The organism is Streptomyces sp. NBC_00457 (genome assembly GCF_036014015.1).
Lineage (GTDB): Bacteria > Actinomycetota > Actinomycetes > Streptomycetales > Streptomycetaceae > Streptomyces.
The window spans coordinates 2,440,426-2,466,486 of sequence record NZ_CP107905.1; the positions used below are offsets into that span (position 1 = coordinate 2,440,426).

General features: G+C 71.0%; 26 protein-coding genes and 1 pseudogene. 14 read left to right on the forward strand and 13 right to left on the reverse strand.

Annotated elements, in window-relative coordinates; all coding sequences use genetic code 11:
- The first annotated feature begins 26 nt into the window (after window positions 1-26).
- Window positions 27-1,535, forward strand: coding sequence for an IucA/IucC family protein (locus OG828_RS11185; protein WP_328501011.1), 1,509 nt, complete (start codon window positions 27-29; stop codon window positions 1,533-1,535).
- 19 nt (window positions 1,536-1,554) lie between these two features.
- Here the strand turns inward: OG828_RS11185 and OG828_RS11190 are convergent, their stop codons facing one another.
- A complete protein-coding gene (locus OG828_RS11190; protein WP_328501012.1) occupies window positions 1,555-2,181 on the reverse strand; it encodes a winged helix-turn-helix transcriptional regulator in 627 nt (208 codons plus the stop codon).
- An 81-nt stretch (window positions 2,182-2,262) separates the two neighbouring features.
- Here OG828_RS11190 and OG828_RS11195 point away from each other — a divergent pair, with 81 nt between their 5' ends.
- From OG828_RS11195 to OG828_RS11220, 6 genes and pseudogenes are all read left to right on the forward strand, one after another.
- Window positions 2,263-3,471 carry a pyridoxal phosphate-dependent aminotransferase gene (locus OG828_RS11195; protein ID WP_210571778.1) on the forward strand — a complete coding sequence of 403 codons (1,209 nt, stop codon included), beginning with the start codon at window positions 2,263-2,265 and terminating at the stop codon, window positions 3,469-3,471.
- Between the two features lie 21 nt (window positions 3,472-3,492).
- The gene (locus OG828_RS11200) at window positions 3,493-4,026 is read left to right on the forward strand and encodes an HAD domain-containing protein (protein WP_328353675.1); all 534 of its coding nucleotides are present in this window, start codon (window positions 3,493-3,495) and stop codon (window positions 4,024-4,026) included.
- 3 nt (window positions 4,027-4,029) lie between these two features.
- A pseudogene (locus OG828_RS49510) lies at window positions 4,030-4,103 on the forward strand (histidine phosphatase family protein); the annotation flags it as partial.
- Window positions 4,104-4,274: 171 nt separating this feature from the next.
- Window positions 4,275-4,559: a histidine phosphatase family protein gene (locus OG828_RS11210; RefSeq protein ID WP_443062498.1), complete on the forward strand. Its 285-nt coding sequence runs from the start codon at window positions 4,275-4,277 to the stop codon at window positions 4,557-4,559.
- Window positions 4,560-4,790: 231 nt separating this feature from the next.
- Window positions 4,791-5,426: a hypothetical protein gene (locus OG828_RS11215; RefSeq protein ID WP_328501013.1), complete on the forward strand. Its 636-nt coding sequence runs from the start codon at window positions 4,791-4,793 to the stop codon at window positions 5,424-5,426.
- A 117-nt stretch (window positions 5,427-5,543) separates the two neighbouring features.
- A complete protein-coding gene (locus tag OG828_RS11220) occupies window positions 5,544-5,966 on the forward strand; it encodes an acyl-CoA thioesterase (protein WP_328353684.1) in 423 nt (140 codons plus the stop codon).
- A gap of 151 nt (window positions 5,967-6,117) precedes the next feature.
- On the opposite strand, the gene OG828_RS11225 is transcribed toward OG828_RS11220, so the two are convergent.
- Window positions 6,118-6,519 carry a winged helix-turn-helix transcriptional regulator gene (locus OG828_RS11225; RefSeq protein WP_328437749.1) on the reverse strand — a complete coding sequence of 134 codons (402 nt, stop codon included), beginning with the start codon at window positions 6,517-6,519 and terminating at the stop codon, window positions 6,118-6,120.
- Window positions 6,520-6,640: 121 nt separating this feature from the next.
- Here OG828_RS11225 and OG828_RS11230 point away from each other — a divergent pair, with 121 nt between their 5' ends.
- Window positions 6,641-8,080: an MFS transporter gene (locus OG828_RS11230; protein ID WP_443062387.1), complete on the forward strand. Its 1,440-nt coding sequence runs from the start codon at window positions 6,641-6,643 to the stop codon at window positions 8,078-8,080.
- A 71-nt stretch (window positions 8,081-8,151) separates the two neighbouring features.
- Window positions 8,152-8,751 carry a 3'-5' exonuclease gene (locus tag OG828_RS11235; protein WP_328501014.1) on the forward strand — a complete coding sequence of 200 codons (600 nt, stop codon included), beginning with the start codon at window positions 8,152-8,154 and terminating at the stop codon, window positions 8,749-8,751.
- A 24-nt stretch (window positions 8,752-8,775) separates the two neighbouring features.
- Here OG828_RS11235 and OG828_RS11240 read toward each other — a convergent pair whose 3' ends face one another.
- The 5 genes from OG828_RS11240 to uraD form a co-directional block, all read right to left on the reverse strand.
- The gene (locus OG828_RS11240; RefSeq protein WP_328501015.1) at window positions 8,776-10,143 is read right to left on the reverse strand and encodes a nucleobase:cation symporter-2 family protein; all 1,368 of its coding nucleotides are present in this window, start codon (window positions 10,141-10,143) and stop codon (window positions 8,776-8,778) included.
- A 303-nt stretch (window positions 10,144-10,446) separates the two neighbouring features.
- On the reverse strand, window positions 10,447-11,823 hold the full coding sequence (locus OG828_RS11245) for an 8-oxoguanine deaminase (RefSeq protein WP_328501016.1): 1,377 nt from the start codon (window positions 11,821-11,823) through the stop codon (window positions 10,447-10,449).
- 119 nt (window positions 11,824-11,942) lie between these two features.
- Window positions 11,943-12,899: a factor-independent urate hydroxylase gene (gene pucL, locus OG828_RS11250; RefSeq protein ID WP_328353702.1), complete on the reverse strand. Its 957-nt coding sequence runs from the start codon at window positions 12,897-12,899 to the stop codon at window positions 11,943-11,945.
- Window positions 12,900-12,905: 6 nt separating this feature from the next.
- Window positions 12,906-13,298, reverse strand: coding sequence for a hydroxyisourate hydrolase (gene uraH / locus OG828_RS11255; protein ID WP_328437753.1), 393 nt, complete (start codon window positions 13,296-13,298; stop codon window positions 12,906-12,908).
- Window positions 13,299-13,344: 46 nt separating this feature from the next.
- Complete coding sequence (gene uraD, locus OG828_RS11260) at window positions 13,345-13,854, reverse strand: 2-oxo-4-hydroxy-4-carboxy-5-ureidoimidazoline decarboxylase (RefSeq protein WP_328501017.1); 510 nt, start codon at window positions 13,852-13,854, stop codon at window positions 13,345-13,347.
- A 236-nt stretch (window positions 13,855-14,090) separates the two neighbouring features.
- Between uraD and OG828_RS11265 the strand changes: the two genes are divergently transcribed.
- The 4 genes from OG828_RS11265 to OG828_RS11280 are packed head-to-tail and all read left to right on the forward strand — an operon-like array spanning window position 14,091 to window position 18,639.
- On the forward strand, window positions 14,091-14,714 hold the full coding sequence (locus OG828_RS11265) for a (2Fe-2S)-binding protein (protein ID WP_328353710.1): 624 nt from the start codon (window positions 14,091-14,093) through the stop codon (window positions 14,712-14,714).
- Complete coding sequence (locus OG828_RS11270; RefSeq protein ID WP_328501018.1) at window positions 14,711-15,721, forward strand: FAD binding domain-containing protein; 1,011 nt, start codon at window positions 14,711-14,713, stop codon at window positions 15,719-15,721. Before OG828_RS11265 ends, OG828_RS11270 begins: the two co-directional genes overlap by 4 nt.
- Window positions 15,718-17,904 carry a xanthine dehydrogenase family protein molybdopterin-binding subunit gene (locus tag OG828_RS11275; RefSeq protein ID WP_328501019.1) on the forward strand — a complete coding sequence of 729 codons (2,187 nt, stop codon included), beginning with the start codon at window positions 15,718-15,720 and terminating at the stop codon, window positions 17,902-17,904. Before OG828_RS11270 ends, OG828_RS11275 begins: the two co-directional genes overlap by 4 nt.
- Window positions 17,905-17,943: 39 nt before the next feature.
- Window positions 17,944-18,639, forward strand: a complete 696-nt coding sequence (locus OG828_RS11280; protein ID WP_328501020.1) for a TetR/AcrR family transcriptional regulator — start codon at window positions 17,944-17,946, stop codon at window positions 18,637-18,639.
- Between the two features lie 25 nt (window positions 18,640-18,664).
- Here the strand turns inward: OG828_RS11280 and OG828_RS11285 are convergent, their stop codons facing one another.
- The 4 genes from OG828_RS11285 to OG828_RS11300 all read right to left on the reverse strand — a co-directional run bounded on the left by OG828_RS11285 (window position 18,665) and on the right by OG828_RS11300 (window position 19,881).
- Window positions 18,665-19,021, reverse strand: coding sequence for a helix-turn-helix domain-containing protein (locus OG828_RS11285; RefSeq protein ID WP_328504846.1), 357 nt, complete (start codon window positions 19,019-19,021; stop codon window positions 18,665-18,667).
- A gap of 47 nt (window positions 19,022-19,068) precedes the next feature.
- A complete protein-coding gene (locus OG828_RS11290) occupies window positions 19,069-19,320 on the reverse strand; it encodes a hypothetical protein (RefSeq protein ID WP_210571751.1) in 252 nt (83 codons plus the stop codon).
- A gap of 180 nt (window positions 19,321-19,500) precedes the next feature.
- Window positions 19,501-19,626, reverse strand: a complete 126-nt coding sequence (locus OG828_RS11295; protein WP_328353722.1) for a hypothetical protein — start codon at window positions 19,624-19,626, stop codon at window positions 19,501-19,503.
- Window positions 19,627-19,692: 66 nt separating this feature from the next.
- Window positions 19,693-19,881: a hypothetical protein gene (locus tag OG828_RS11300; RefSeq protein ID WP_328353724.1), complete on the reverse strand. Its 189-nt coding sequence runs from the start codon at window positions 19,879-19,881 to the stop codon at window positions 19,693-19,695.
- A 182-nt stretch (window positions 19,882-20,063) separates the two neighbouring features.
- Between OG828_RS11300 and OG828_RS11305 the strand changes: the two genes are divergently transcribed.
- Complete coding sequence (locus OG828_RS11305) at window positions 20,064-21,083, forward strand: STM4015 family protein (protein WP_328437758.1); 1,020 nt, start codon at window positions 20,064-20,066, stop codon at window positions 21,081-21,083.
- A gap of 16 nt (window positions 21,084-21,099) precedes the next feature.
- Here the strand turns inward: OG828_RS11305 and OG828_RS11310 are convergent, their stop codons facing one another.
- A complete protein-coding gene (locus tag OG828_RS11310) occupies window positions 21,100-21,261 on the reverse strand; it encodes a hypothetical protein (protein ID WP_328501021.1) in 162 nt (53 codons plus the stop codon).
- A 34-nt stretch (window positions 21,262-21,295) separates the two neighbouring features.
- Window positions 21,296-25,978, reverse strand: coding sequence for a cation-translocating P-type ATPase (locus OG828_RS11315; RefSeq protein ID WP_328501022.1), 4,683 nt, complete (start codon window positions 25,976-25,978; stop codon window positions 21,296-21,298).
- Window positions 25,979-26,061: the final 83 nt, after the last annotated feature.

The following is a 26,061-nucleotide window of genomic DNA, read 5'->3' on the forward strand; positions in this document are numbered from 1 at the left end:
CTGCCCGCAAGCTTAGGAGCCCGCCTGTGCATCGCCCCCCCACCGTCGAGGCCGAGGTCGCCGACGAGCTGGCCGTCGTACGCCCCGATCTCGTGTCGCGGTACACGGCCGAGCTGCCCGGCGCGCGGGCGGCCGTGCTGACCCGGCTGTGGCGGGCGCTGGCCCATGAGCCGCTGCCGTGGATCGCCGAGCGCGGGCCGGGTGTGCTGCGGCTGTCCGACGGGCGGCGGCTGCACGGCCCGGTCGCCGACCCGTACGCCACCTCCGCGTACGTCACCGCCGTACGGCTCGACCGGGTGTCGTACGACGATCCGGCCCGGCTGATGACGGGGCTCGCGGTACCGCACGGGGCGTACTTCGCCTCCGAGCTCGCGCACAGCGCGGCGTCGTTGGCGCTGTCCCGGGCCGGGCAGAAGGGCCATTCGAGGGAGTGGCCCGACAGTGACTGGGAGTGGGAGCAGCGAGTCGTCGACGGGCATCCGTTCCACCCCAACTGCCGCTCCCGGCCCGGCTTTTCGGTGGACGAGCAGCTGGCGTACGGCCCCGAGCACAGCTCGCATGTGCGGCTGGGGCTGATTCCGGTCGGGGCGCGGGAGTGCCTGGTGACGGGCGAGTGGCCGGACCGTATGCGGGACGGGGAGCGGCTGCTGATCCCGGTGCATCCCTGGCAGGCGGAGCACGTTCTCAAGCGCCCCCTGGACCTGGACGCCGTCGCGCATCCACTGATGTCCCTGCGCACCCTCGCCCTGCCCGGCGTCGGCGGCCCGCACGTCAAGACGGCGCTGAGCACCCGGCTGACGTCCTCGGTGCGGGACATCTCCCAGTGGTCGATCTCGACATCGGCGATCCTGTCGGCGTTCGCCGAGCGGATGGCGGCGCACACGGACGGTCTGCTGCACACCACCCGCACGATCGGCGCGATCACCGCCCACTCCCCCGACCTGGCCGCCGTGTTGCGGGAGTCACCCCAGGTGTACGGCGACCAGGCGCGCGGCGAGCGGGTCGTGCCGGTGGCCGCGCTCGCCACCACCGACCTGCCCCGGTCCCCCGCCTGGCTGGCCGACTTCGCACGGCTGGCCCTCACCGTGGGCCTGCGCCTGCTGGAGCTGGGCGTCGCTCTGGAGGCGCACGGCCAGAACCTCCTCGTGGTGCTGTCCCCGACGGGCGCACCGCTGCGGCTGGTCTACCGCGACCTCGCCGACATCCGCGTCAGCCCCGCCCGGCTGGCCCGGCACGGCATCCCGCTGCCGGAGCTGACCGGACGGGTCGTCACGGACGACGAGACGACGTTGCGGCGCAAGCTGTTCGGCTCGCTGGTGGCCGGGGCGCTCGCGGGCACGGCGGGTTCGGGTACGGCGTTGCGGGCGGCGCTGGAGACGGCCGTACGGGAGCTGCCGCGCACCCCGGATCTCGCCGCACTGCTCGAGGAACCGCTGCCCACGAAGGCGCTGACGCTGATGCGACTGTCGCCGGGGACGCCCGGTGATCAGTGGGCCGGGCTCCCGAACCCCTTGCGGTGGGAGACCGTCGGCTAGCGGCGGCCCCCTGCGCCCCTCATGCCTCCCGCAGCGCCTTGGCCAGTGTCCCCTCGCCGGTCACGGTGATACGGCCGTCCCGTACCGCGTCCGCCAGGCTCGACTCGCCCCGCCCGACCGCCTCCCACGTACCGGCGTCCAGGACCAGCCGGGCGTCGGGCTCCCGAGGCGCGGGTCCTTCGCCGTACACGGGTCCCTCCTCGGCCCCGACGTGCACATGGAACTCGCCCTCCTCCAGCCGGACTTCGACCACTCCCTGGCCTTCGAGGGACCGCAGCAGGGGCAGCGCGAACCAGTGCGCCCGTACGGCGTCGGTGGGCCGCCGCTCGCCCAGCTCGGCCTGCCCCCACGTGCCCAGAGCCTGGAGGACCGGCAGCAACTCCCGCCCGCGTCCGGTGAGTTCGTACACATACGCGGCACCCGGCGGGGGCAGGCGTCGGCGTGTCGTCAGCCCGTCGCGCTCCATGTCCTTCAGCCGCGAGGCGAGTACGTCCGTGCTGACGCCCGGCAGATCCGCGTGCAGGTCGGTGTAGCGGCGGGGACCGGCCAGCAGCTCCCGGACGATCAGCAGGGTCCAGCGGTCGCCGATCAGGTCGAGCGCCCGGGCGGCGGAACAGTACTGGTCGTAGCTTCGGCGAGGTGACATGCGACGCAGTCTAGACGTGTCATTGGACTTTCCAAGCTCACACTTGGTAAAACCAAGCAACACCAGATACCGGAGGGGCGCATGGAGTTCCGGCAGTCGAGCAAGCTCAGCGAGGTCTGTTACGAGATCCGCGGCCCGGTGATCGAACACGCCAACGCGCTGGAGGAGGCCGGCCACAGCGTGCTGCGCCTGAACACCGGCAACCCCGCGCTCTTCGGCTTCGAGGCGCCCGAGGAGATCCTCCAGGACATGATCCGGATGCTCCCGCAGGCACACGGCTACACGGACTCACGCGGCATCCTGTCCGCCCGCCGGGCCGTGGCGGGGCGCTATCAGACCCTCGGCCTGGAGGTCGGCGTCGACGACGTCTTCCTCGGCAACGGCGTGTCCGAGCTGGTCTCGATGGCCGTACAGGCGCTGGTGGAGGACGGCGACGAGGTCCTGATCCCGGCGCCCGACTTCCCGCTCTGGACCGCGGTGACAACGCTCGCCGGAGGCAAGGCGGTTCACTACCTCTGCGACGAACAGGCCGACTGGTACCCGGACCTGGACGACATGGCGGCGAAGATCACCGACCGCACCAAGGCCGTCGTCATCATCAACCCGAACAACCCCACCGGGGCGGTGTACCCGAAGGAGATCATCGAGGGCATCCTCGACCTCGCCCGGCGGCACGGCCTGATGGTCTTCGCCGACGAGATCTACGACCAGATCCTGTACGACGATGCCGTGCACCACTCGACCGCGGCGCTCGCGCCCGACCTGGTCGTCCTCACCTTCTGCGGCCTGTCGAAGACGTACCGCGTGGCGGGCTTCCGCTCCGGCTGGCTGGTGGTGACGGGCCCGAGGCAGCACGCGCGCGATTACCTGGAGGGCCTGACCATGCTGGCCTCCATGCGGTTGTGCGCCAACGCGCCCGCCCAGTACGCGATTCAGGCGGCGCTCGGCGGCCGGCAGTCCATCCGCGATCTCACCACGCCGGGCGGGCGTCTGCGCGAACAGCGTGACGTGGCCTGGGAGAAGCTCAACGAGATCCCGGGGGTGTCGTGCGTGAAGCCGAAGGGCGCGCTGTACGCCTTCCCGCGTCTCGACCCGTCCGTCCACAAGATCCACGACGACGAGAAGTTCGTCCTCGACCTGCTGCTCCGGGAGAAGATCCAGGTGGTCCAGGGCACCGGCTTCAACTGGCCCACCCCCGACCACTTCCGCATCCTCACCCTCCCGCACGCGGAGGACCTGGAGGCGGCGATCGGCCGGATCGGGCGGTTCCTGAGCGGGTACCGGCAGTAGCCGCCGGGTAGGTCGCCTCCCATGAGCGACCGCCCCCTGCTGCTCCTCGACGTCGACGGCCCCCTCAACCCGTACCGCGCCGTGTTCACCCGGCACCGGGGCTACGTGACACGTCGCCTGCGTCCCACGACCTGGTCGGCCCGGCAGGCGCCGGGGTCGTGGCGGCTGCGGCGGGGGCTTCGCGTGCGGCTGCATCCCGGACATGGGGCGCGGCTGCTGGCTCTGCCGTACGAGCTGGCCTGGGCGACGACCTGGATGCACGAGGCCAACGAGATGATCGCGCCGGTGATCGGGCTGCCGGGGAATCTGCCGGTCATCGAGTTCACGGACCTGTTCGCCAAGGACCCCGACGGGCTGTACTGGAAGACGCGGCGGGTCGTGGAGTGGGCGGCCGGGCGGCCGTTCGTGTGGGTCGACGACATGGTCACCGATCTGGACGTACGGCATGTCGCCGAGCACCACGACGGGCCGGCGCTGCTGCTGCGGATCGACCCGCGCCGGGGACTTCGGGAGGCGGAGTTCGCGCGGCTGGAACGGTGGGCCCATAGCCTGTGAGGCATGGATGATCTTCTGCTGGTCCGGCACGGGGAGACCGAGTGGTCCAGGTCAGGACGGCACACCGCTGGACCGACGTCCCGCTGACCGAGCACGGGCGGGAGGCGCGCGGCCTGGTCCCGCTGACCGAGCACGGGCGGGAGGAGGCGCGCGGCCTGGTCCCGCTGACCGAGCACGGGCGGGAGGAGGCGCGCGGCCTGGTCCCGCTGACCGAGCACGGGCGGGAGGAGGCGCGCGGCCTGGTCCCGCTGATCCGCTCGCACCGGATCGGGGCGGCATTCGTCAGCCTGCTGCAACGGGCGCGGGAGACGGCGCAGCTCATCAGGTTGCGGGAGATGCGGGTCGATGTGGATCTGCGGGAATGGCGCTACGGCAGCTACGAGGGCGTCACACCGTCGAGATCCAGCGCGAGCGGCCTGACTGGCTCTGTTCAGGGACGGGGGCTCGCCGAGGCCCCCGGCGAGCCCCCGGAACAGGTCGAGGGACTCGCCGACCGCATGCTCGCCAAGGCACGGAACATGGGCGACCGGTGATCGCGGGGTGGAACATCAGGGCTCGGGCGTCTTAGCGCGGAACGGGCGTCCGGCCGCGTTCGGCCGCATGGCCGGGCCCTGCAGTCATAGCCCGATCCGGTTGGCTGCATGGCCGGACCCCGAGGTCGTAGCCCTGTCTGCATCGACCCGATTGTCACACCGGGGTCGTAGCCTTCGAATGGGCTGACCGAGAGGTCGGGGACCGAGGAGAGGACCGGGGAGGAGTACGCCGTGACACGACCGCCGACCGCCGCGCAGCGGCGTGTCATCGACGCCGCCGATCCGGTGACCGGGCGGCTCAGGGGTACGGAGGCGCAGCTGGAGGCGCTGGTGAAGCGGGGGCTGGCCTTCCGGCATCCGCGGCCTCCGCACGATCACTTTCTGACACCGGCGGGGCATCGGATACGGGACGAGGAGCCCGAGGCCGCTCCGGAGCCGACCGTCCGGACACCCCCGGCGGCGACCGGGGTCTTCGCCGCCCGCGTCGGCGGCGAGGAGGACGTGCCGGAAACGGACCCCTCCCGGGTCCGTGAAGTGCACAGCGCCTGGACGGGGCTGCTCGAGCTGCGCCGGATGACCAACCCCGATGGCGCCACCGACCGGCCGTGCGGCTGGGAACGCGGCCATCTGGTGCAGGCCGCCGCCCTCGCCCTGGAAGCGGCCGGGCATCGCCCCGCCGGGCTGGACTCCCCCGGTTACCGCGTGATCGCGACCCCGCAGCCGGAGGCCGTCGCCGTCTACGAACCGGACGTCGACGCGCTCCGCGCCTGCGCGGCGACGTTGGAGAAGGCGGGCTGGCAGGCCGGCGAGTACACCGAGCCGCGCACGAGGGTCCGATATCTGCTGGCGTCTCCGCGCCGGGCGTGAAGAGGACTGCCGGGCGTGAAGAGGGCTAGCCGGGCGTGAAGAGGGTTATGGGCATGCCAAGATCGATCGATCAGAACATCGACGATGCCGTGATGGCGAGTATGTGAAGGGAAAACCGTGAGCGAGCCGTTTTCCGTCCGGGTGACCGTCCGCGGGTACGAGACCGATGTGCAGGGTCACCTCAATCAGGCCGTGTACGTCAACTACGCGGAGCACGCCCGCTGGTCGCTGCTGAAGGAGGCCGGAATCACTCAGTCCGGCCTCATCGCCCAGGGCGTGGGGCCTGTCGCGCTGGAGACCACCATCCGTTACCGGCGGGAGCTGGTCGCGGGCGACGAGGTCGAGGTGACCTGCGCCTTCGTCTGGAGTGAGGGGAAGACCTTCCGCATCGAACAGACCATCCGCAAGACCGACGGCACGGTGGCCGCCGAGATCACGGCGGTCGGCGGACTGCTGGACCTCACGGCCCGCAAGCTGGTCGCCGCACCGCACGAGCGGTTCAAGGAACTGGCCGCCGATCCGAGCCTGTTCGGTCTCTGACCGAGCCGCTGCCGCGGGCGGTGACAGCGCCCCCGCCCTCGGCGGCTTCGCACCCTGGGCGGCGGTGACGGTGGCCACCTCCCGCCGCCTGCGGCCCGCCGCCCGCGGCCCAGTGAGTTCAACCGGCGTGCTTCACGATGAGCCGTCGGCCTCAGGCGTCCGTCAACTCCGGCTGGTGCTCGGTGTCGTAGGCCGCGCGGGACTCGGCGATATAGACGCGATTGCGCTCCGCCCAGTCCGTCAGGCTCTGCAGCGTCTCGTGCAACTCGCGGGCGACCTGCGTGAGTTCGTACTCCACCTTGGGCGGCACCGTCGGGTGCACCGTGCGGGTGACGAGGCCGTCGCGCTCCAGGTTGCGCAGCGTCAGGGTCAGCATGCGGCGGCTGATGCCCTCGATGCTGCGCTCCAACTCGGTGAAGCGGATCGGGCCGTGCGCCGCGGCGACCAGGATCTGGACGCTCCATTTGCCCGCCACCCTGTCAAGAACTTCGCGGACCGGGCACGCGTGCGCGTTCACGACCTGGACGGTAACACCGGTGTTCCTCTGGGACATCGAACTGCCTCCTTACCCCCACCCCCATGGTCACCCACGATGTTCCCCGTTACAAGTCGTGCACCAATGGGTCTCACGGAGACCCATGGAGACTCACGGAGAATGCGGAGGCCGGACCGCCATGTCGTCCCTGACCGAGCGCCCCACCCACGCGCCACACCGAACGTACTCCCGCTGGGCGTCCCTCGTCGTGCTGTGCGCGGGGACGCTGATGACGATCCTCGACGGCAATATCGTCACGGTCGCCATGCCTGCGATCCAGAGCGACCTGGGTTACAGCGGTCCGGGCCTGGCCTGGGTCGTCAACGCCTATCTGATTCCGTTCGGCGGCCTGCTGTTGCTGGCCGGCCGGCTCGGTGACCTGATAGGGCGCAAACGGATGTTCGCCGCGGGGCTCGCGGTGTTCGCGGCGGCCTCCGTGCTGTGCGGGGTCGCCACCAGCCAGGGCGCGCTGATCGCGGCGCGTGCCCTGCAAGGGGTGGGCGGGGCCATGACCTCGGCGGTCGTCCTCGGCATGCTGGTCGCGCTGTTCCCGGAGCCGCGTGAACAGGCCCGCGCGATCGCGGTGTTCAGCGCGGTCGGCGCGGCGGGCGGGGCGCTCGGCACGTTTCTCGGCGGGGCGCTGACGCAGGCCCTCGGCTGGCACTGGATCTTCCTGATCAACCTGCCGATCGGCGTGGCCGCATGGCTGGCGGCGCTGCGCGTCCTGGCGCCGGACCGGGGCGAGGGGCTGGGCCGGGGCGCCGACTATCCGGGAGCGGCGCTGGTCACCGGCGCGCTGATGCTCACGGTGTACGTCATCGTCGGCTCCGGCGACCGCGACCTGACCGCCACCCTGCTCCTGGCCGCACTCGCCGTCACCCTGTTCGTGGCGTTCACACTCCGCCAGGCCCGCGCCGCCCGCCCCCTGCTCCGGCTGCGTCTCTTCTCCTCCCGCCTGCTGACCGGCGCGAACGCCGTCCAGATCCTGATGATCGCGACCATGTACGGCTTCCAGTTCATCGGCGCCCTCTACCTCCAACGGGTCCTCGGCTACGGCGAGTTGGCCACCGGCACGGCCTTCCTGCCGGCGCCGGTCGCGATCGGCGTACTGATGCTGGGCCTGTCCGCGCGGACCATCGGCCGCTACGGCGCGTACCGGGTCCTGCTGACGGGGCTGGCGTTCATCGTCGCGGGCATGGCCCTGCTGAGCCGCGCCCCCGTGGACGGCTCGTACCTCACGGACGTACTCCCGCCGCTCCTCCTGCTCTCCACCGGCTTCGCCGCCGCCATGCCCGCGCTGACCGGGCTCGCGATGTCCGGGGCCCACGAGGAGGACGCCGGCCTGGCCTCCGGGTTGTTCAACACCACGCAGGTGGTGGGAGGTTCACTGGGGCTCGCGGTGCTCTCCACACTGGCGGCGAGCCGGACGGACGGGCTGCTCGCCGGGGGCGCGGACTCGGTGACGGCCACGGCGGAGGGGTATCAGCTGGCGTTCCGGGTGGCGACGGTGATCGCGGTGGGGGCGCTGGTACTGGCGGCGGCCGTGCTGCGCACGCGGCAGGGCAACAGACTCCCGTGACTGCCCGGACGGCGGCAAGAACGGCGGAATCCGGATGCGGGATCCCCGGCCACCTGGGAAGCTCCCACTCCATGAGCGCACGACGTTCCAGACCCAGCCTCTACATCTCCGTCGACATCGAAGCGGACGGCCCGATCCCCGGTCCGTACTCCATGCTCAGCTTCGGCGCGGCGGTGGCCGGAGTGCAGGACGCCGACGGGTTCACGCCGGCCGATCCGGTGGAGCGGACCTTCTATCGGGAGCTGCGCCCGATCAGTGCGGAGTTCGTGCCGGAGGCGCTGGCCGTGAGCGGGCTGGACCGGGAGCGCCTCGAGCGGGAGGGCGGTGAACCGGCCACCGCCCTCGCCGAGTTCAGCGACTGGGTGCGCGAGGTCAGCTCCGGGGCGCAGCCGGTGATGTGCGGGTACCCGGCGTCGTACGACTGGACGTTCCTGTACTGGTACCTGATCCGCTTCACCGGCGCGAGCCCGTTCGGGCACTCCGGCTGCCTGGACATGAAGACGCTGTACGCGACGAAGGCGGGGCTGCCGCTCAGGGCAGTTGCCAAGGGGACCATGCCGCGTGAGCTGCTGTCGCGCCGCCGGCACACGCACCATGCGCTGGACGACGCGATCGAGCAGGCCGAGTTGTTCGCGAACCTGATGGCGTGGGCCGGTCCCGGCGCACAGTGAGTTCCCCGACGCGCGCCCCCAGGTTCAAGGGGCGGCGGCGATGTGTTCGCCGGCCTCCATGGGATGGGTGACGTCCTGGGCGTCCCGCCGATTGCCCAGGTGGTTGAAGAGAAGGTTCAGGACCACCGCGGCCACACAGCCCGTGGAGATGCCCGAGTCCAGGACGATCCTCGCCGTCTCCGGGAAGGCGTGGTAGAACTCCGGCGCGGTGATCGGGATGATGCCGACGGCCAGGGAGACGGCCACGATCAGGACGTTGTTGTCCTTCTCCAGGCCCGCCTTCACCAGGGTCTGGATGCCGCTCGCGGCGACCGAGCCGAACAGGACGACGCCCGCGCCGCCGAGCACCGGGCGCGGTACGACGGCGATCAGCGAGGCGGCGACCGGACACAGGCCCATCAGCACCAGGAATCCGCCGCCGGTGGCGACGACGTACCTGCTGCGGATCTTCGTCATCGCGACCAGGCCGATGTTCTGTGCGAAGGCGCTGCACATGAAGCCGTTGAAGAGCGGGCTGAGCGCCGAGCCGAGGGTGTCGGCGCGCAGGCCCGCCGCGATGGTCTTCTCGTCGGCGGGGCGATCGACGATCTCGCCCAACGCCAGCATGTCGGCGGTCGATTCGGTCATCGAGACCACCATCACGACGCACATCGACACGATCGCGGCGACCTGGAACTGCGGGGCGCCGAAGTGGAACGGCGTCGGGAAGCCGATGACGGCCGCGTCCGCCACCGGGCCGAAGTCCGTGGCCCCGAACGGGATCGCGACGAGCGTGCCCACGACCAGGCCGAGCAGGACGGCGATCTGCTTGACGAAGCCGCGGGTGAAGCGGCGCAGGAGCAGCACGATCACGAGCGTCGCCGCCGCCAGGCCCAGGTAGGTCGTCGAGCCGTAGTCGTCCGCGGCGGGGTCTGGACCCTGCGCCCATCCGAAGGCGACCGGCAGCAGTGACACACCTATCAGCGTGATCACCGTCCCCGTGACGACCGGCGGGAAGAAGCGGACCGCCTTGCTGAAGAAGGGGGCGGCGATGAAGCCGAGGAGCCCCGCCACGATCACCGCGCCGAAGATGATCGGCAGCGCGTCGGACTTGTCCTCGGTGGAGGCGACGATCGCGGTCATGGGGGCGACACCGGCGAAGGTGACGCCGTTGACGAACGGCAGCCGGGCGCCGATCTTCCAGACGCCGATGGTCTGGAGGAACGTGGCGAGTCCCGCGGTGAACAGGCAGGCGCCGGTGAGGAAGGTCAGTTCGGTTCCGGAGAGGCCGATGGCCGCGCCGATGATCAGAGGCGGGGCGACGACTCCCGCGTACATCGCGGCCACATGTTGCAGGCCGGTCGTCGCCATCCTGGCGGCGGGGAGTTTTTCGTCGACGGGGTGGGCGGACACGGGCGGCTCCTCCGGTCGGTTGACAGCACGTCGGCTCTGACGTGGGTTTCAAGGAGGTGATGCGCGGTCGTGCGGGACCGTTTGGGGAGGGGGACGGGACCGTTCCGGGGCGCGCACGTCCATGCGCACCCCGGCGACGGCCGCCGCGAACCCTGTTGGGGTCCACGGCTACCGGCCGGGAGCCGTCCCTCCCGACCGGAGATCAAGTTGCCTTACGGCTAAAGCGCCCCTCGTGAGGAGCGCCCCGAAGGGGCGCGGGGAACTGCGCGACCAGCCACGACGGCGCCGCAGACGAGCTACGACCTACCGCGGAGCGATCCGCGCCAACCGCTGTGCTTCCTGCCGCGTCGACCGCGCAATCGCGTCCTCGTCGACGTGCAACAGCCGCCCCTCCTCCACAATCTGACGCCCATTCACGAACGACGCAGTGACCGGAGCAGCCGCACCGAAGACCAGCGCCGTCACCGGATCGGCGATCGAAGCGTGAGCCAGCGTGTCCAGCTTCCACAGCACCAGGTCGGCCAGCTTGCCCGGCTCCAGCGAGCCGATCTCCGCGCCGCGGCCCAGGACTTGGGCACCGCCGTACGTGCCGAGGCGCAGCGCCTGCCGGGCGTTCAGCGCCGCCTCCCGGTGCGCGCCGAGCCGGTTGATGAGGAGCGCGTTGCGCAGTTCGGTGTGGAGTTCGCCGGACTCGTTGGACGCGGTGCCGTCGACGCCGAGGCCGACCGGGACGCCGGCGGCGAGCATGTCGGGGACGCGGGCGATACCGGCCGCGAGCCGGGCGTTGGACGAGGGGCAGTGGGCGACACCGGTCTTCGTACGGGCGAACGCGGCGATGTCGGAGTCGTTCATGTGGACGCAGTGCGCCATCCACACGTCCTCGCCGAGCCAGCCCGTGGACTCGAAGTAGTCGGTCGGGCCCATGCCGAACAGTTCCTTGCAGAACTGCTCCTCCTCGACCGTCTCCGATCCGTGCGTGTGCAGCCGTACGCCCTTGCGTCGCGCCAACTCGGCACCCTGCTGCATCAGTTCGGTCGACACCGAGAACGGCGAGCAGGGGGCCACGGCCACCTGCGTCATGGCGTCGAAGGAGTCGTCGTGGTGTTCGTCGACGGTCGCCTCCGTCGCGGCGAGCGCACCGTCCAGGGTCTCCACGGCGAAGTCCGGCGGCAGCCCGCCGTCCTTCTCGCTGCGGTCCATGGAGCCGCGGGCGAGGGTGAAGCGGACGCCCGTCTCGCGGGCGGCGCGGATGATCGCGCCGGACAGGTCGCCGGAGCCCTTCGGGAAGACGTAGTGGTGGTCCGTGGCGGTGGTGACACCGCCGCGGGCCATCATCGCCAGGGACCCCTGCGCGGCCGAGTACACCATCGGCTCGTCGATGCGCGCCCAGGTCGGGTACAGGGCGACGAGCCAGTTGAAGAGGTTGTGGTCGGTGGCCAGGCCCCGGGTGATCCACTGGTAGAAGTGGTGGTGGGTGTTGACCAGACCGGGGGTCACCAGGTGGCCGGTGGCGTCTATGCGGCGTACGACGTTCTCCAGGCCCTCGGGGGCCTTGCCCGGGCCGAGCGCCTCGATGCGGTTGCCGGCGATGACGAGATAGCCCGTGGCGTACTCGGTGTCGGTGGCGTCGACCGTCGCGATCGAACAGTTCTCGATGACGATGCGCTGGGCTGCTGCCATGATGCGTCCTTTTCGCTCAGTGGACTCACAGTGAGAGGGCACGGCAGGACCCTGGGAATTTGAGTACCGCGGCCGGCCATGAAACTCACCGGCCGCGGGTGCCGAGGATATGGAGTTGATCAGAGGTTGCTGAGATCGACCGGGATCCTCGCCTCGCAGCCGTCCCGCAGGATGGTGGCCTCGATCAGGCCGTACGGGCGGTCGGCGGCGAAGTACACTGCACCGTCTTCGGTGGCGTTCTTCAGACCGAACGGTTCCAGGTCCACCAGGAAGTGGTGCTTGTTCGGGAGCGAGAAACGGACCTCGTCGATCTCGCTGCGGTTATTGATGATCCGCGAACCCATTTGGTACAGGGTCTGCTGGAGCGAGAGCGAGTAGGTCTCGGCGAAGGCCTGGAGCATGTGCTTCTTGGTCTGCTCGTAGGACTTCTCCCAGTTGGGCATCTTCTGCTCGTCGTCGGACCAGTTGAACCGCCAGCGGCTCGAGACCTGGGTGGCCAGGATGCGGTCGTACGCCTCCGGGAGCGTCGTGTACTTGTCCTTGACGTAGCCCCAGAATTCGGAGTTCGTCGAGTTCATCACGACGAGGTCCTTGAGGCCGGAGACGACCTCCCACTGCGAGCCGTCGTACGTGATCTGGGTCAGCCGGGTCTCCTGGCCCTTCCGTACGAACGAGTGCTTGACCTCGTCGGCGCCGATGAACTGGGAGTTGGCGTCGGAGCTCTCGATCCGCTCCCAGGCGTATTCCTCGATACGGATCCGGGCGCGGTGGATCGGCTCCTGCGAGGTGACGAAGTGCCGGGCGAGATGAATGCCGAACTGCTCGGCGGATTCGATGCCGTGCTCCTTGGCGAACGCGTACACCGTGTTCTTGGTGGTGTCGGTCGGCAGGACATTGGCGTTGGAGCCGGAGTAGTGGACCTCGTCCATGTCGCCGGAGAGCGCCACGGATACATTCAAGTCCTTGATGTGGTGGGTGGCGCCGTCCCGCGTGATCTTTACGACGCGGTTCTCTGCTTTCCCGTACTGGTTCTGGCCGAGAATCACAGGGTGGGTTGGGCGGGAATTGACTGCCATTGTCTGCTAGCTCCCTCGGTAAACGGAGTAGCCGAACGGGTTGAGCAGCAGCGGCACGTGGTAGTGCTCCCCGGGCCGCACGGCGAAGGTGATCGCCACCTCGGGGAAGAACACGGCACCGCTGTCCCGATTCGCGGGGGCGTCCTGCTGCGCATCGGCTTGCTTCTTCTCGAAATACGGCTCCACTGCGAAGTCGAGCCGTACGTGTGTGGTCCCCTCCGGCAGCGCCGGGAGGTCCTTGCACCGGCCGTCCGCGTCGGTCGCGGATCCGCCGAGCGCCCGCCAGTCCGCGTCACGCCCCGACCGGGCCGCGAGCTGGACGGCGACGCCCTCGGCGGGGCGGCCGACGCTGGTGTCCAGGATGTGCGTGGACACGGAGGCGGTGGTGCTGGTGCTCATGGCGTCAGACTTCCTCTTCAGTCTTCTTCTACGAGTCTTCGAGTCTTCAGTCTTCTTCGACGAGTCGGGCGAGCCGGATCCGGTTGATCTTCCCCAGTTCGGTGCGGACGATCTCCCGCTCCTCCTCCGGCGAGTTCCCGATCCGCTCCTTGACCGCGTCCCGCATCTGCTCGCCGGTCCGGCCGGTCGCGCAGATCAGGAAGACATGGCCGAACTTCTCCTGGTAGGCCAGGTTCAGTTCCAGCATCTCCGCCTTGAGCCCCTCGGAGGCACCGGCCATGCCGCGCTGCTCCCGCGCCGAGGTGGGATCGCCCGGCTCGGGGCGCCCGATCGGCGGGTGCCCGGCCATCGCCTCTTCGAGATCTACGACGGTCAGCTCGGCCATCGCGGCATCGCTGGCGGCGTAGAGGTCCGCGGGGGTGGCGTACGGGCGGGCGGCGAGCAGTCGCCGGGCCCAGGCGGTGGCGGCGCAGGCCTCGTACAGTGCGGCGCACGCCGCGTGCTCCTCCAGGGCGTTGAAGCGGGCCAGCCCCGGGGGCGTGGAAGTCGAAGTCACGGGAGCCTCCGTGGCCGTAACCGGCCGTGCGTGCTTGAGCGGGCTGCCGCTAGCTAACGCCCTCCACAAGACGACGTCAACACTTTGTTGAAAATTCCGAGTAACAAAGCCCGTCGGACCCGCGGTGCGTAGGTAGCGATGGTAACGAGATCCCGTTTCCAATGCTTGCGCTATCGCCGCTAACGTGCTTCCGTTGACGTCGCTACCCCGCCTTGAGGAGAGGGAGACAGCGACGCATGTCGGAGAACGAGCAAGTCTCAGCGGGCGGGCACAGCCGCCGCAGCGTGCTCAAAGCCGGTGGTGTCACCACCGCCGCGCTGGTCACGATGGACGGGGTGGCGGCGGCCGCGGTCCGTCCCGCCGCCGCGGAGGGCGTGGCGTCCCCGGTATCGACGGCCGAAGTGATGCTCCATATCAACGGCCGGGAGCATCCGCTCACGGTCGAGGCCCGGGTCACCCTGCTGGACGCGCTGCGCGAGCGTCTCGGCCTGACCGGCACCAAGAAGGGCTGCGACCGCGGCGAGTGCGGTGCCTGCACGGTGCTCATCGAGGGCGAGCGCGTGAAGTCGTGCATGACCCTGGCGGTCATGGAGGACGGCCGGGAGATCACCACGGTGGAGGGCCTGGCCCGCGGCGACGACCTGCACCCCGTGCAGGCCGCGTTCATCCGCCGGGACGCCTTCCAGTGCGGGTTCTGCACCTCCGGGCAGATCATGTCCGCCGTCGCCTGCATCGACGAGGGCCACACCCGCTCGGACGAGGAGATCCGCGAGTGGATGAGCGGCAACCTCTGCCGCTGCGGCTGTTACCCGAACATCGTCGACGCGGTGCGCGACGCCGCTAAGGGAGCCGGTCGATGAAGCCGTTCGACTACGCGCGCACGTTACGTCCGTCCGAGGCCGTCGGTCTGGTCGCGTCCCGATCCCGTGACGAAGCCGCGTTCATAGCCGGCGGGACCGAGCTGACGAACCTGATGAAGGACGGCGTACTCGCCCCCGACCTGGTCGTGGACGTGGGCGAACTCCCCCTCTCCGGCATCGAGTTGCGCGATGGCCGACTGCGCGTCGGGGCCACGGCCCGGATGCGGGAGGTGGCCGATCACCCGCTGGTCCGCAAGCGGTTCCCGGCGATCTCCGAGGCCCTGCTGGCGTCGGCGTCTCCGCAAGTGCGCAACCGGGCCACGATCGGCGGCAACCTCATGCAACGCACCCGCTGCGGGTACTACCGCGACGTCGGCAGCCCGTGCAACCGCCGCGAGCCCGGCAGCGGCTGCGCGGCCATCGACGGGCAGAACCGCCGGCACGCGATCCTGGGCGGCAGCGACCACTGCATCGCCGTGCACCCTTCCGATCTGGCGGTCGCGCTGAGCGCCCTGGACGCCGTCGTGCGCACCCTCGGACCGGACGGCCGACGCTCGATCGCGCTCAAGGACTTCCATCTCCTGCCCGGCGCCACCCCGCACCGGGAGACCGCGCTGCGGCACGGCGAGATGATCACCGGGGTCGAGGTCCCCGAGTCCCCGATGGCCCGTAACTCGCGGTATCTGAAGCTGCGCGACCGGGCCTCGTTCGAGTTCGCCGTGGTCTCCGTGGCCGCCGCCCTGACCCTGCGCGGGCGGGTGGTGACCGACGTCCGGCTGGCCTTCGGCGGCATCGCGCCCCGGCCGTGGCGCTCGTACGCGGCCGAGGACGCTCTGCGCGGGCGGCCGCTGACCGACGCCACCGTCGCCGCGGCGGGCCGGGCCCTGGTGCGTGACGCGAAGCCGCGCGAGCACAACGCGTTCAAGGTCGAGCTGGTGCAGCGCGCCCTCGCCGACATCCTCAACGACCTGGAAGGCAACCGAGACAACCTGGAAGGCAACCGATGAGTCCGATCGTAGGCAGCCCTGTTCCCCGGATCGACGGTCGCGCCAAGGTCACCGGTGCGGCCACCTACGCCGCGGACGCCGCGGTCCGCGGGACGCTGCACGGCTTCCTGGTGATGAGCACCGTCGCCTCCGGGCGCATCACCGGCATCGACACCAGCGACGCCGAGCGCTCGGCCGGAGTCATCGGCGTCTTCACCCACCGGAACATGCCGCACCTGGCGCGGCCCGAGTACATCAGCTTCCTCAAGGGCTACATCCCCTTGCAGCATCCGGACATCCACCACAGTGGCCAGCCGGTGGCCTACGTGGTCGCCGAGACGCTGGAGCAGGCCCAGCACGCGGCGACGCTCGTCGACGTCTCCTACGACGCCCGCCGGCCCCGATCCGCCGTCGCCGACGCGATGGACGAGGCGTACGTGCCTCCGCCGGGCCTGTCGGGCCCCAACGAGTTCACCCGCGGGGACGTGGCGGCGGGGCTGGCGCGGGCGGACGTCCGCATCGACGTCACGTACACCACGCCCATGCACCACCACAATCCCATCGAGCCGTCCACGACGACCGCCGAGTGGGACGGCGCCGAGCGGGTGACGGTGTACGAATCCGCCCAGGGCGGCCACGCCACCAGGATCTGCGTCTCCCAGGCACTTGGCGTCCCCCTCGGCAACGTGCGTGTGCTGTCGCCGTTCCTGGGCGGAGGCTTCGGAGCCAAGGGCCCGGTGTGGCCGCACACCCTGCTCACCGCCGCCGTGGCACGGGAGCTGAGGCGTCCGGTCAAGCTGGTGCTCTCCCGCGCCCACACCTTCACGTCCAACGGGCACCGCGGCGAAGCACACCAGCGCCTGCGGATCGGGGCCGGGCGGGACGGCACCCTCACAGCCATCGACCATGTCAGCACCCACCAGGTCACCCGCACCGAACAGGTCGTGTTCTCGGGCAGTCACTCCACCCGCATGCTGTACGCCTGCCCCAACGTGCACGTCGCCCAGCGGGCGGTACGGCTCGATCTGCCCTCCCCGAGTTTCATGAGGCCACCGGAGTCCGTCGGTTCCTTCGGCCTGGAGTCGGCCCTCGACGAGCTGAGCTACGCACTGGACATCGACCCCGTCGAACTCCGGCTGCGCAACCACACCGCCGTCAACCCCGAGCCCACCGGCGCACCGTTCGGCAGCAAGCACCTGATCGAGTGCTACCGCCGGGGCGCCGCCAAGTTCCGTTGGAGCGAACGCGATCCACGGCCGAGGTCGATGCGCGACGGCGACACCCTGATCGGCTGGGGCATGGCCACCGCCGCGCACACGGCGGGCGGCAGGCCGGGCGCGGGCGCCCGCGTGGTGATCTCCACCGAGGGCAGGGCGGTGGTCCAGGTCGGCACCCATGACATCGGCACCGGCACGTACACGGTGATGTCCCAGATCGCCGCGCAGACACTGGGCCTGGACCTGGCCGACGTCGACTTCCAACTCGGCGACACCGACTACCCCTTCGCCTTCATGTCCGTCGCGTCCGCCACCGTTCCCGGCGTCGGCGCCGCGGTGAAGCGGGCCTGCGACACGGCCCGCCGGGCGGTGATCGACATCGCGGTCGCCGACCCACGCTCCCCCTTGCACGGGGTTCCGGCCGAGCGGATCACCGTAGAGGACGGAATCCTGTACGAGACCGGCAGGCCCCGGCGCCGCGAAGACATCCGTACGGTCCTCACCCGGCACGCCAAGCCGGTCGAGGCCACCACCGACCCCGTACCCATTCCCCACGGCTACTCCGTCGGCGCGGAATTCGCCGAGGTACGCGTCGACCCCCGGGTCGGCCGGGTCCGGGTGACGCGCATGCTCGGGGCGTACGACGCCGGCCGAGTCCTCAACCGCAGAACCATCCGCAGCCAGGCCATCGGCGGCGCGGTCTGCGCGGTCGGATTCGCCCTCACCGAGCACACCCTGGTCGACCCCCACCAGGCCCGGATCGTCAACCCGAACCTCTCCGGCTATCTGCTGCCCGTCAACGCCGACATCCCCCACGTCCAGACCATCTTCATCGACGAACCCGACCCGACCAGCGAGGCACTCAACGCCCGCGGCTTCGGCGAGACCCCGGGCACCGGAATGACGGCGGCGATCGGCAACGCGATCTACCACGCCACCGGACGCCGGATCCGCGACCTGCCCATCACGCCGGACAAGCTGATCTGATTACACAACCGATATCGGGAATCTGTTAACGTTGGAAACGTGAACGCGAAGGACAACCGGGACCGGATCATCGAGGCGGCCGCCGCCCTCCTCACCGAGGGCGGCCGAGACGCCGTGTCGACCCGTGCGGTCAGCGCGGCGGCCGGTGTGCAGGCGCCGGCGATCTACCGCATCTTCGGGGACAAGCAAGGCCTGCTGGACGCCGTCGCGAGCCATGGCTTCGCGACCTACCTGCGCAGCAAGACCGCCAACCGGCCGACCGACGACCCGGTGGCGGACCTGCGCCGCGGGTGGGATCTCCACATCGGCTTCGGCCTCGCCAACCCCGCGTTCTACGCGCTGATCTACGGCGACCAGCGGCCGGGCACCGAGCCCCCGGCCGCGCGTGAGGCATCCGTCATCCTGGCCGGCATGGTCCGCCGCATCGCCGAGGCGGGGCGCCTGCGGATGAGCGAAGACCGCGCCACCTTCCTCATCCACTCCACCGGTCGCGGCGTGACCCTCACACTGATCTCCCAGCCCGAGAACGAACGCGACGCGTCCCTGTCGGCCATCGCCCGGGAGTCGGTCATCGCCACCGTCACCACCGACCCCCCGCAGCACGTACTCCCGAACGGCGGCCCGGTCGGCCACGCGATCGCCCTGCGCGCCGCCCTGCCGCAGACCACTGCCCTGACCGACGCCGAAGGCGCCTTGCTCACCGAGTGGCTGGACCGCATCGCCACCACCGGCTGAGCGGTCCCGTCAGTGTGGTGAAGGGTCAGTCGGCCTGCTGCGACGGCTCGTCGCCCTTACGCGCCTTGGCCCGCTGCTCGCTGGTGTAGTTGATGTAGTTGTAGACGGTGAACCGGCTGACGCCGAGCGCACCCGCCACGGTCTCGACACCGTGCCGTACGGAGAAGGCGCCGCGCGCCTCAAGTATCCGTACCACCTCCTGCTTCGCCTTGCGGTCCAGGTCGGCCAGCGGCTTGCCCTGCTTGCGCTCCATGGAGGCCAGGATGTGATCGAGGGAGTCGGCCAGCTGCGGCAGCCGTACGGCGACGACGTCGGCGCCGTCCCAGGAGAGCACGACGTCGTCGGGGCCGGCCTCGTCGGGCGGGAGCATCATGCCGCCCATGGCGTCGACCAGCGGCTTCACGGCCGTGATGAAGGGCTCGTCCTCACTCACCGCTCACCCTCCCCGATCACGCTGACCTGGAGCGAGACCCGGGTGGCACCCGACTCCAAGGTCTTGCGCAGCAGCGCGTCCACGGCGGTGAGCACGGCATCGGCGGTGCCTTCCGCCGTGTTGCCGAACGGCCCGACGTCCACCGCGTCCAGTTCCCCGGCCTCGATGACCTCGCGGGCCACCAGCGCATGCGCGGGTACCTCGTCCAGGTCGAAGGGCTCGGTGGTGAACTCCACTCTCAATCGCATTGTGCCCCCAGATTACGCCTCTGACCTGCGCGTTTACCCAGATCACCCACCGCGAGGGCAGATCAGGGCGGAACGGGGACGGAGTCGCTTCGTCCGCCCCGGGGCGACACTAACCGACCACGGCCTCACTCCGCCCTCCATGGGGCAACTACCGTCGTCGCTTTCGTCGAGGTCCAGGCTTTACTCGGAGTCCTCTTCCCGGACCGGGCAGGTCTTGGTCCAGGTGGCTCCGCAGCGGCAGGAGGAGTGCTCCACGAGCAGCTCACCGTTCTCGGTGACTCCGAGACCCCGGTGTGTAGGAGCCACGTCACATCCGTGGCTCGGGCAGGTCGGCTTGCCCTTGGTACTCGGCATCCTTGCGGGCCTGCGGGTTCAGGACTTCATGGATGCCATGGCGGCCTGAAACGCCTTCATGCAAGCCAGGCAATGCCTGTCTGCTCTCTCCCGCCCGCCGGGCTCCTCACGCTTCTCCACCCCGCACAGCGTCAGATTCTTGTCAGCCGTCAGCACGTGCCACATCGGTTCTCCCGAGGTGTCCGTGCCGCACCACATCTCGTGCATTGTCATCTCCTCCGCGGGAATGGAGGTCCTCTCCCATATGAACACGGCCGCGCCAGGCCGACGTCTTGCGGCGGCCATACGGGTGACACCGTCCTGCTCCAGAGGGCGATCGAGGCCGGCAGTCGTCGGCTGATAGAACTGCCCATATCAGCCTCGTACTTCACAAGATGGGAGCGGCACGAATGGGAATTACCGACCCACTCACGGCGCTGCACGGCCTCCCCGCGTTCACCTTTCCGCATTCCGACGAGACAGTGACGCTGCCCGAACCCGATGCCGTGGCCTGGCGGATCACCAGCTATTGGGACCCACCCGCTTACGGCCTCAGCCGCATCGAAGATCTGTGGGAGACCTCTTTCATCCGCTTCTGCGCGGCGGTTGACACCACACGGGTCCGTGCGCTGATCATCGGAGCCTGGGGCGACGCGGACGACACGGATCCCTCCGAGGCCATCGGACTGCTCCTGGCTGTGCGTGACCGGTTCCCCGCCCTGCGGGCGATTTTCGTGGGGGACATCACGACAGAGGATTGCCAGATCCAGTCGATCTCTCAGACCGATGTCACGCCATTGCTGGCCGGCTTTCCCGCACTGGAAGAACTCGGAGTGCGTGCGGGAGAAGGAAGCGGCTATGCGTCGGCGGAAGACACGGCGCTTCACTTCCGGCTGGAATTCCCCGCGTTACGCCATGACGGACTGCGCAGGCTGACGGTACAGAGCGCTGGTCTGCGTGGGGCCATGGTCCGCGGGCTGGGGGCGAGTGAACTTCCCGCGCTGGAGCACCTTGAACTGTGGCTGGGCATGGAGTGTTACGGCGGCGATTCCAAGATCGCCGATCTGGAGGCGATCCTGTCCGGCACCCGGTTGCCCCGGCTACGGCATCTGGCTCTGCGCAACAGTGAGATCCAGGACGACGTAGCCGCTGCCCTGGCGTCAGCCCCGGTCGTTCCTCAACTCAAGGTGATCGACCTGTCCTTGGGTGAGCTCTCCGACGACGGCGGCGCCGCCCTCCTCGGTGGCCAACCGCTGACCCACCTCAGCAAGCTGGACCTTCACCACAACTTTCTGAGCGAGCCCACGCGGCAGCGCATACGCGAGACTCTCGAACCTGCGGGAGTCGAGGTGAATCTCGACCCGGACGGCGCGGAAGAGTGGGTGGACGGCAACGGCACCGTCCATCGCGGTTGCGCTGTATTCGACTAGCCGGATTCTCGCGCGGTCAGGCGTACGCCGTCGCCGGGCGCCCGTTCGCGGTGAACGTCTTCCAGAGCTGCATGAACAGCCGGACCAGGGCGGCCTCGATCAGGGCGCCTGCCACCTGGGTGAGGATCGTGGTGAAGATGTGCGGCATGGTGAGCCGCCTTTCGTGATCAGGGTGCATCGTGCTGGGAACGACTCCTTTGTCCAGCGCGATGTCATCCGAGAGGCCGCACACGGGTGGCCTGCGGGTGAACATTCGCCAGCGCACCGGCGGCGAGCCGCACCGCGGCGGGCAGCAGGACCGACCCCGTCGCCGACGTCAGCGCGATCGTCCAGCCCGCGGGGCCCAGGGGCCGGTTGCCGAAGAAGTGGCTGAGCCCCGGAACGGTGACCACCACGCCCAGCACGACCAGGGACCCCACAGCGGCCGCGGCGACCACCCGATCGCGGCCCGCGTCCTGCAGCGTCTGGAGCAGCTGGGAGGAGACCAGGGCTGCGAGGGCGACGGTGTCGGCGTGTGCTCGGGTACCGGTCGCACGGGCCAGGACCCAGGCGACGGTGGCGGCGGCCGCGGTGACGGCGGCGCGTAGCTGGAGGTGGCGGGTCAGGGCCTTGCCGAGCGAGGCTTCGGGTCCCTCCGCGAGCAGCCGCTCGGCGTGGTCGGCGGGGGGCCGGGCGGCGATGGCCATGGCGGGCAGCATGTCGGTGAGCAGGTTGACCAGCAGCAGCTGGCGTGCGTTCAGCGCACTGCGTCCGGTGAGCAGGGTGGTCGCCAGCACGAAGGCGATCTCGCCCAGGTTGCCGCCGAGCAGGATGCCCAGCGCCTTGCGCACCGAGGCCCACATGGACCGGCCCTCGACGATCGTCTCGATGCGGTCGTCGGTGACCACCACGTCGGCGGCCGAGCGGGCCGCCGGAGTGGCCCGCGAGCCGAGGGCGATGCCGACGTCGGCGATGCGAATGGCGGGCGCGTCGTTGGCGCCGTCGCCGGTGACGGCGACGACGCGCCCGGTTGAGCGCAGCGCGGTGACGATCCGGACCTTGTGCGCCGGGGTGACCCGGGCGAACACCGTGATGTCCGGCAGCGTCCTGGCGAGCGCGGCGTCGTCCAGGGCGTCCAGTTCCGTCCCGGTCATCAGCCGCGGCTCCTCCTCGGGCCGCAGTTCCCTGGAGATCGCGGCGGCGGTGCTGGGATGGTCGCCGGTGAGCATGACGATGCGCACCCCGGCCCGGGACAGCCGGTCCACGCTCTCGGCGGCGGTGGCCCGTACCGGGTCGGCGAGGCCCAGCAGGCCCAGCAGACACAGCCCGTCGACACTCGCGTCGTCGAGTTCCGGCGTGGCACCGGGCGCCTGCGCGGGCGCGAGCCGCTCGGCGACCGCGAGGACCCTCAGTCCGCGCCGGGCCAGCCGGTCGATCTCCGCCTCGATCCCCGCCCGCTGCCGTTCGACGAACGGCTCGGTGGTCTCACCCCGCCGGACGAAGTCGCAGCGCGCCAGCACGACTTCGGGAGCGCCCTTGACGGCGATCCGCGCCTCGGCGTCGCCCTGTCCCAGCACGGCGTGGTAGCCGCGTCCCGGCTCGAACGGCAGCTCCGCCAGCTGCTCCCAGGTGTCCGAGCCGAGCCCGGCCGCCCGGGCGGGGGCGGCACCGAGCAGCTCGGCCCCGGCGGCGATGGCCCGGTCGGTGGGATGGGCGAGCGACGCGGCCGGCCCCGGCGGACCCGCAAGCGCCGCCGTGGCCAGGACCCGCCGCAGCCCCGGGGTGAGCCGGTCGGGCGAACGACGCTCCGTGCCGTCGGACACCTGCCGCAGACTGATCCGGCCCTCGGTGAGCGTCCCGGTCTTGTCGAAGCACAGCACGTCGGTACGGCCCAGCGCCTCGATGGTGGAGGCGCTGCGGACGAGCGTGTCGCGGGTCGACAGCCGGCGGGCCGCCGCCAGCTCCGCGACCGTGGCGATGAACGGCAGCCCCTCGGGCACGGCCGCGACGCACAGGCTGACCGCGGACCCCAGCGCGGCGCCCAGCGGCCGCCGGCGCAGCAGGTCGATGGCGAAGAGGACGGCACCCGCCGTGACGGACAACGGCAGGAACCACCGGCCCAGCGCCTTCAGCCGCCGCTCCACACCGCTCTCCGGCGGCCCGCCCTCCGTGACCGCGTCCGCCGCCGCGCTGCCCGCCTCGGTGGCCGCCCCTGTGGCGACGACCACGGCCAGCGCCTCGCCGGCCGCCACCGTCGTCCCCTGATAGAGCATGGACGTCCGGTCCGCGACCGCCCGGGCCGCGGTCGGCGCGGCGTTCTTCACCACAGGCAGCGACTCACCGGTCAGGCTGGACTCGTCGACCTCCACGCCCTGCGCCCGTACCACCCGGCAGTCCGCCGGAACCGCGTCCCCGGCCCGCAGCTCGATCACATCGCCGCGCACCAGGTGCTCGCCTGCCGCCCAGGCCGCCTCGGACCGGTCGGGGCGGCGTACCCGCACCCGTGCCGAGGTGGCCTCGACCAGCCGTTCCGCCTCCCGCTCGGCCTTCTGCTGCTGTACGCCGCCGACGAGCGCGTCCACGCCGAGCACCCCGCCGATGAGTACGGCATCCAGCACCGAGCCGAGCGCCGCCGAGACACCGCCGCCGACCGCGAGGATGGGGGTGAGCGGATTGGCCAGCTCCTCCGCGATCCGGCCGACCAGGGTGACGGCACCCTCGTGCCCGTCCTGGCCCGCGAGTTGGCGGCGCCGGACGGCCTCGGCCTCGTCCAGACCCCGGGACGACGAACCGAGCCTGGTCATCACCTGACGCACCGTCATGGCATGCCAGGGCGTACGCTCGACGGCCGCCGGAACCGGACGCCCGTGCAACCGCCACCCCGCCCAGAAACCCGCGGCGATCCCGGCGATGGTCACCGCGTCGGTCACCAAGCGGGCCCGCACCCAGGCTCGCGGGCGGGGCACCAGCAGCGCCAGGGCCGAGCCCGCCACGGCGCCGCCGAACTCCAGCCGCGAGCACAGCCGGCCGATCCGCCGGGCCTCCGGCAGGGCCGTAAGCAACAAGTGGACGACATCGGGCGGGGCGGCGACATCGGCGTCCCACGGCACGTGCCGGGCCCCCGGGATCACTCCGATGCCCAAGTCGGCCCGGACCAGGGCGCGCCGGGTCCGGGCCGAGACCACGGCGACACCGTGGCCGTCCGACTGGAGGGAGCGGACCAGGGCGGCCGTGCGCCGATGCCCGGTGGGCGCGGCCGCGGGAAGCCCGAACCGGCGGTGCAGCCCCGGCGGGCCGCCCACCAGCCGCACTCGGCCGCACTCCCGCGCCGCGCGCACCAAGTGGTGGGCGAGCGGATGCAGTTGGGGGACCAGGGCGGCCACGGCCACCGGCCTGCCCTCCGTCAGGACAAGCATGACCTGCGCGCCTTCCTCGACCCACTGCCGCGCAGCTGCCGCCGTCTCGGCGGGTACGACGGTGAGGTCCGCGGAACTCTCCGGTGAACGGTCACGGGCGGCACCCGGCTCGGTGTCCGCGACTTCCGCGACGCTGAACGGCCGCAGCTCCCAGGCTCCCTGACGCCGCGTCCGCAGGGGGCCGGCGCCGCGCCCGGTCCGCCGCCTGGCCGGTCCGCCCGACTCGATCAACTCGTGGATTCGCGCGTGCAGTTCGTCGTCGCCCGGAACCAATTCCGGGGAACCCCCACCGTCTTGCGAGCCGGGGGCGCCGGGTGGCGTCAGACGCGCCACGCCCTCGACCGTCCAGCCGCCGTCGGCCAGCATCCGGGCGTCGAGAACCACAGTGTCGATACGGTCCAGGCGGCGCAACGCGTCCGGACGCAGCGCCAGCGCCCCGCGGTCGGAGACGGCCCGGGCCACCACCGACGAGAACAACTCCCGGCCGAACCAAGGGCCGCGCGGTGTCCCCGTGATCAACAGCGCCAGCCCCCGGTCATGGCTGAGCGTGCCGATCGCCGCCGGCCCGTACGCCGCGAGGGACGCCGGAGCCGCCACATTGGCGTACCGGTCGCCCGGCCCCGGCGGCAGCGGGGCCGGGCGATCGTACCCGGGCAGCGCGTCGTGACGGTACGTCCCCTCGTGCACGGCCAGCCGCCGCGACCAGTCTCCCCACGCCCTGCGGCGGGCCTGCGCCTCCGCGTACCGGGCCCAGGCCACGGCAGCGGCCACTGTGGCGCCCAGCGGCCGGAACGTCAGCGTCGTCACCACGAGGTTCGCCGCCGCGAAGCCCCGCTCCGTGGCCGTCTCACCGAACCGGCGGGCGATGCCCTCACGCAGCGGCGGCGCGGACTCCACCAGCTGAAGCGCCGAGAGCAGCACCGGCGGCAGGCCCCGGAGCCGCAACGCGTCGCCCACCGACGCCACCCCCACCCCCACCAGACCCGCGCCGACCCGGACGGCCGCCCCGATCCACGCCCCCGCCGCCCCCGGAAAGCCGACCGAGGGCCGCGACCGGCCGGCCTCCCCGGAGCGGCGGGCACCCTCGCCACCCTCACCCTCGGGCTCTTCGGCGGCGTCAGCGGCGGCGACGAGGCCCGCGACGCGCTCGAGGTCGGTCTCCGGCCCACACCCGACGTACACGCAGCCCAGCGTGCCGTTCACCTCGGCACGGCTCACCCCCGGCACCTCGCGCAGGGCGGCCTCCAACCCGCGCGCCATGCGCGCCCGCCCGGGCTGCCCCACCCGCCGGACCTCGATCTGCACGCCCCCGGGGGTCTGCCACAGCCGCGGAGTGGGGGGCCGCAGCAGGGGGCCGACGAAGGGCAGCGTCGCCGGTAGGGCGGTCAGCCGCCCCACGCTTGAGCGAACGGCGGAGGAGACAGCCGAGAGCGTCGAGGGCAGGACGGATGTGGGCAGCACCGACCCGGAAAGTACGGAGGAGAGGACGGGCCAGATCACGGCGCCTCCACCATCGGGCGACACGGGCGTGAGCGCGCCCCGCAGCTCACACGACTCCCCTCAGTATGTGCACGCCCCAGTCC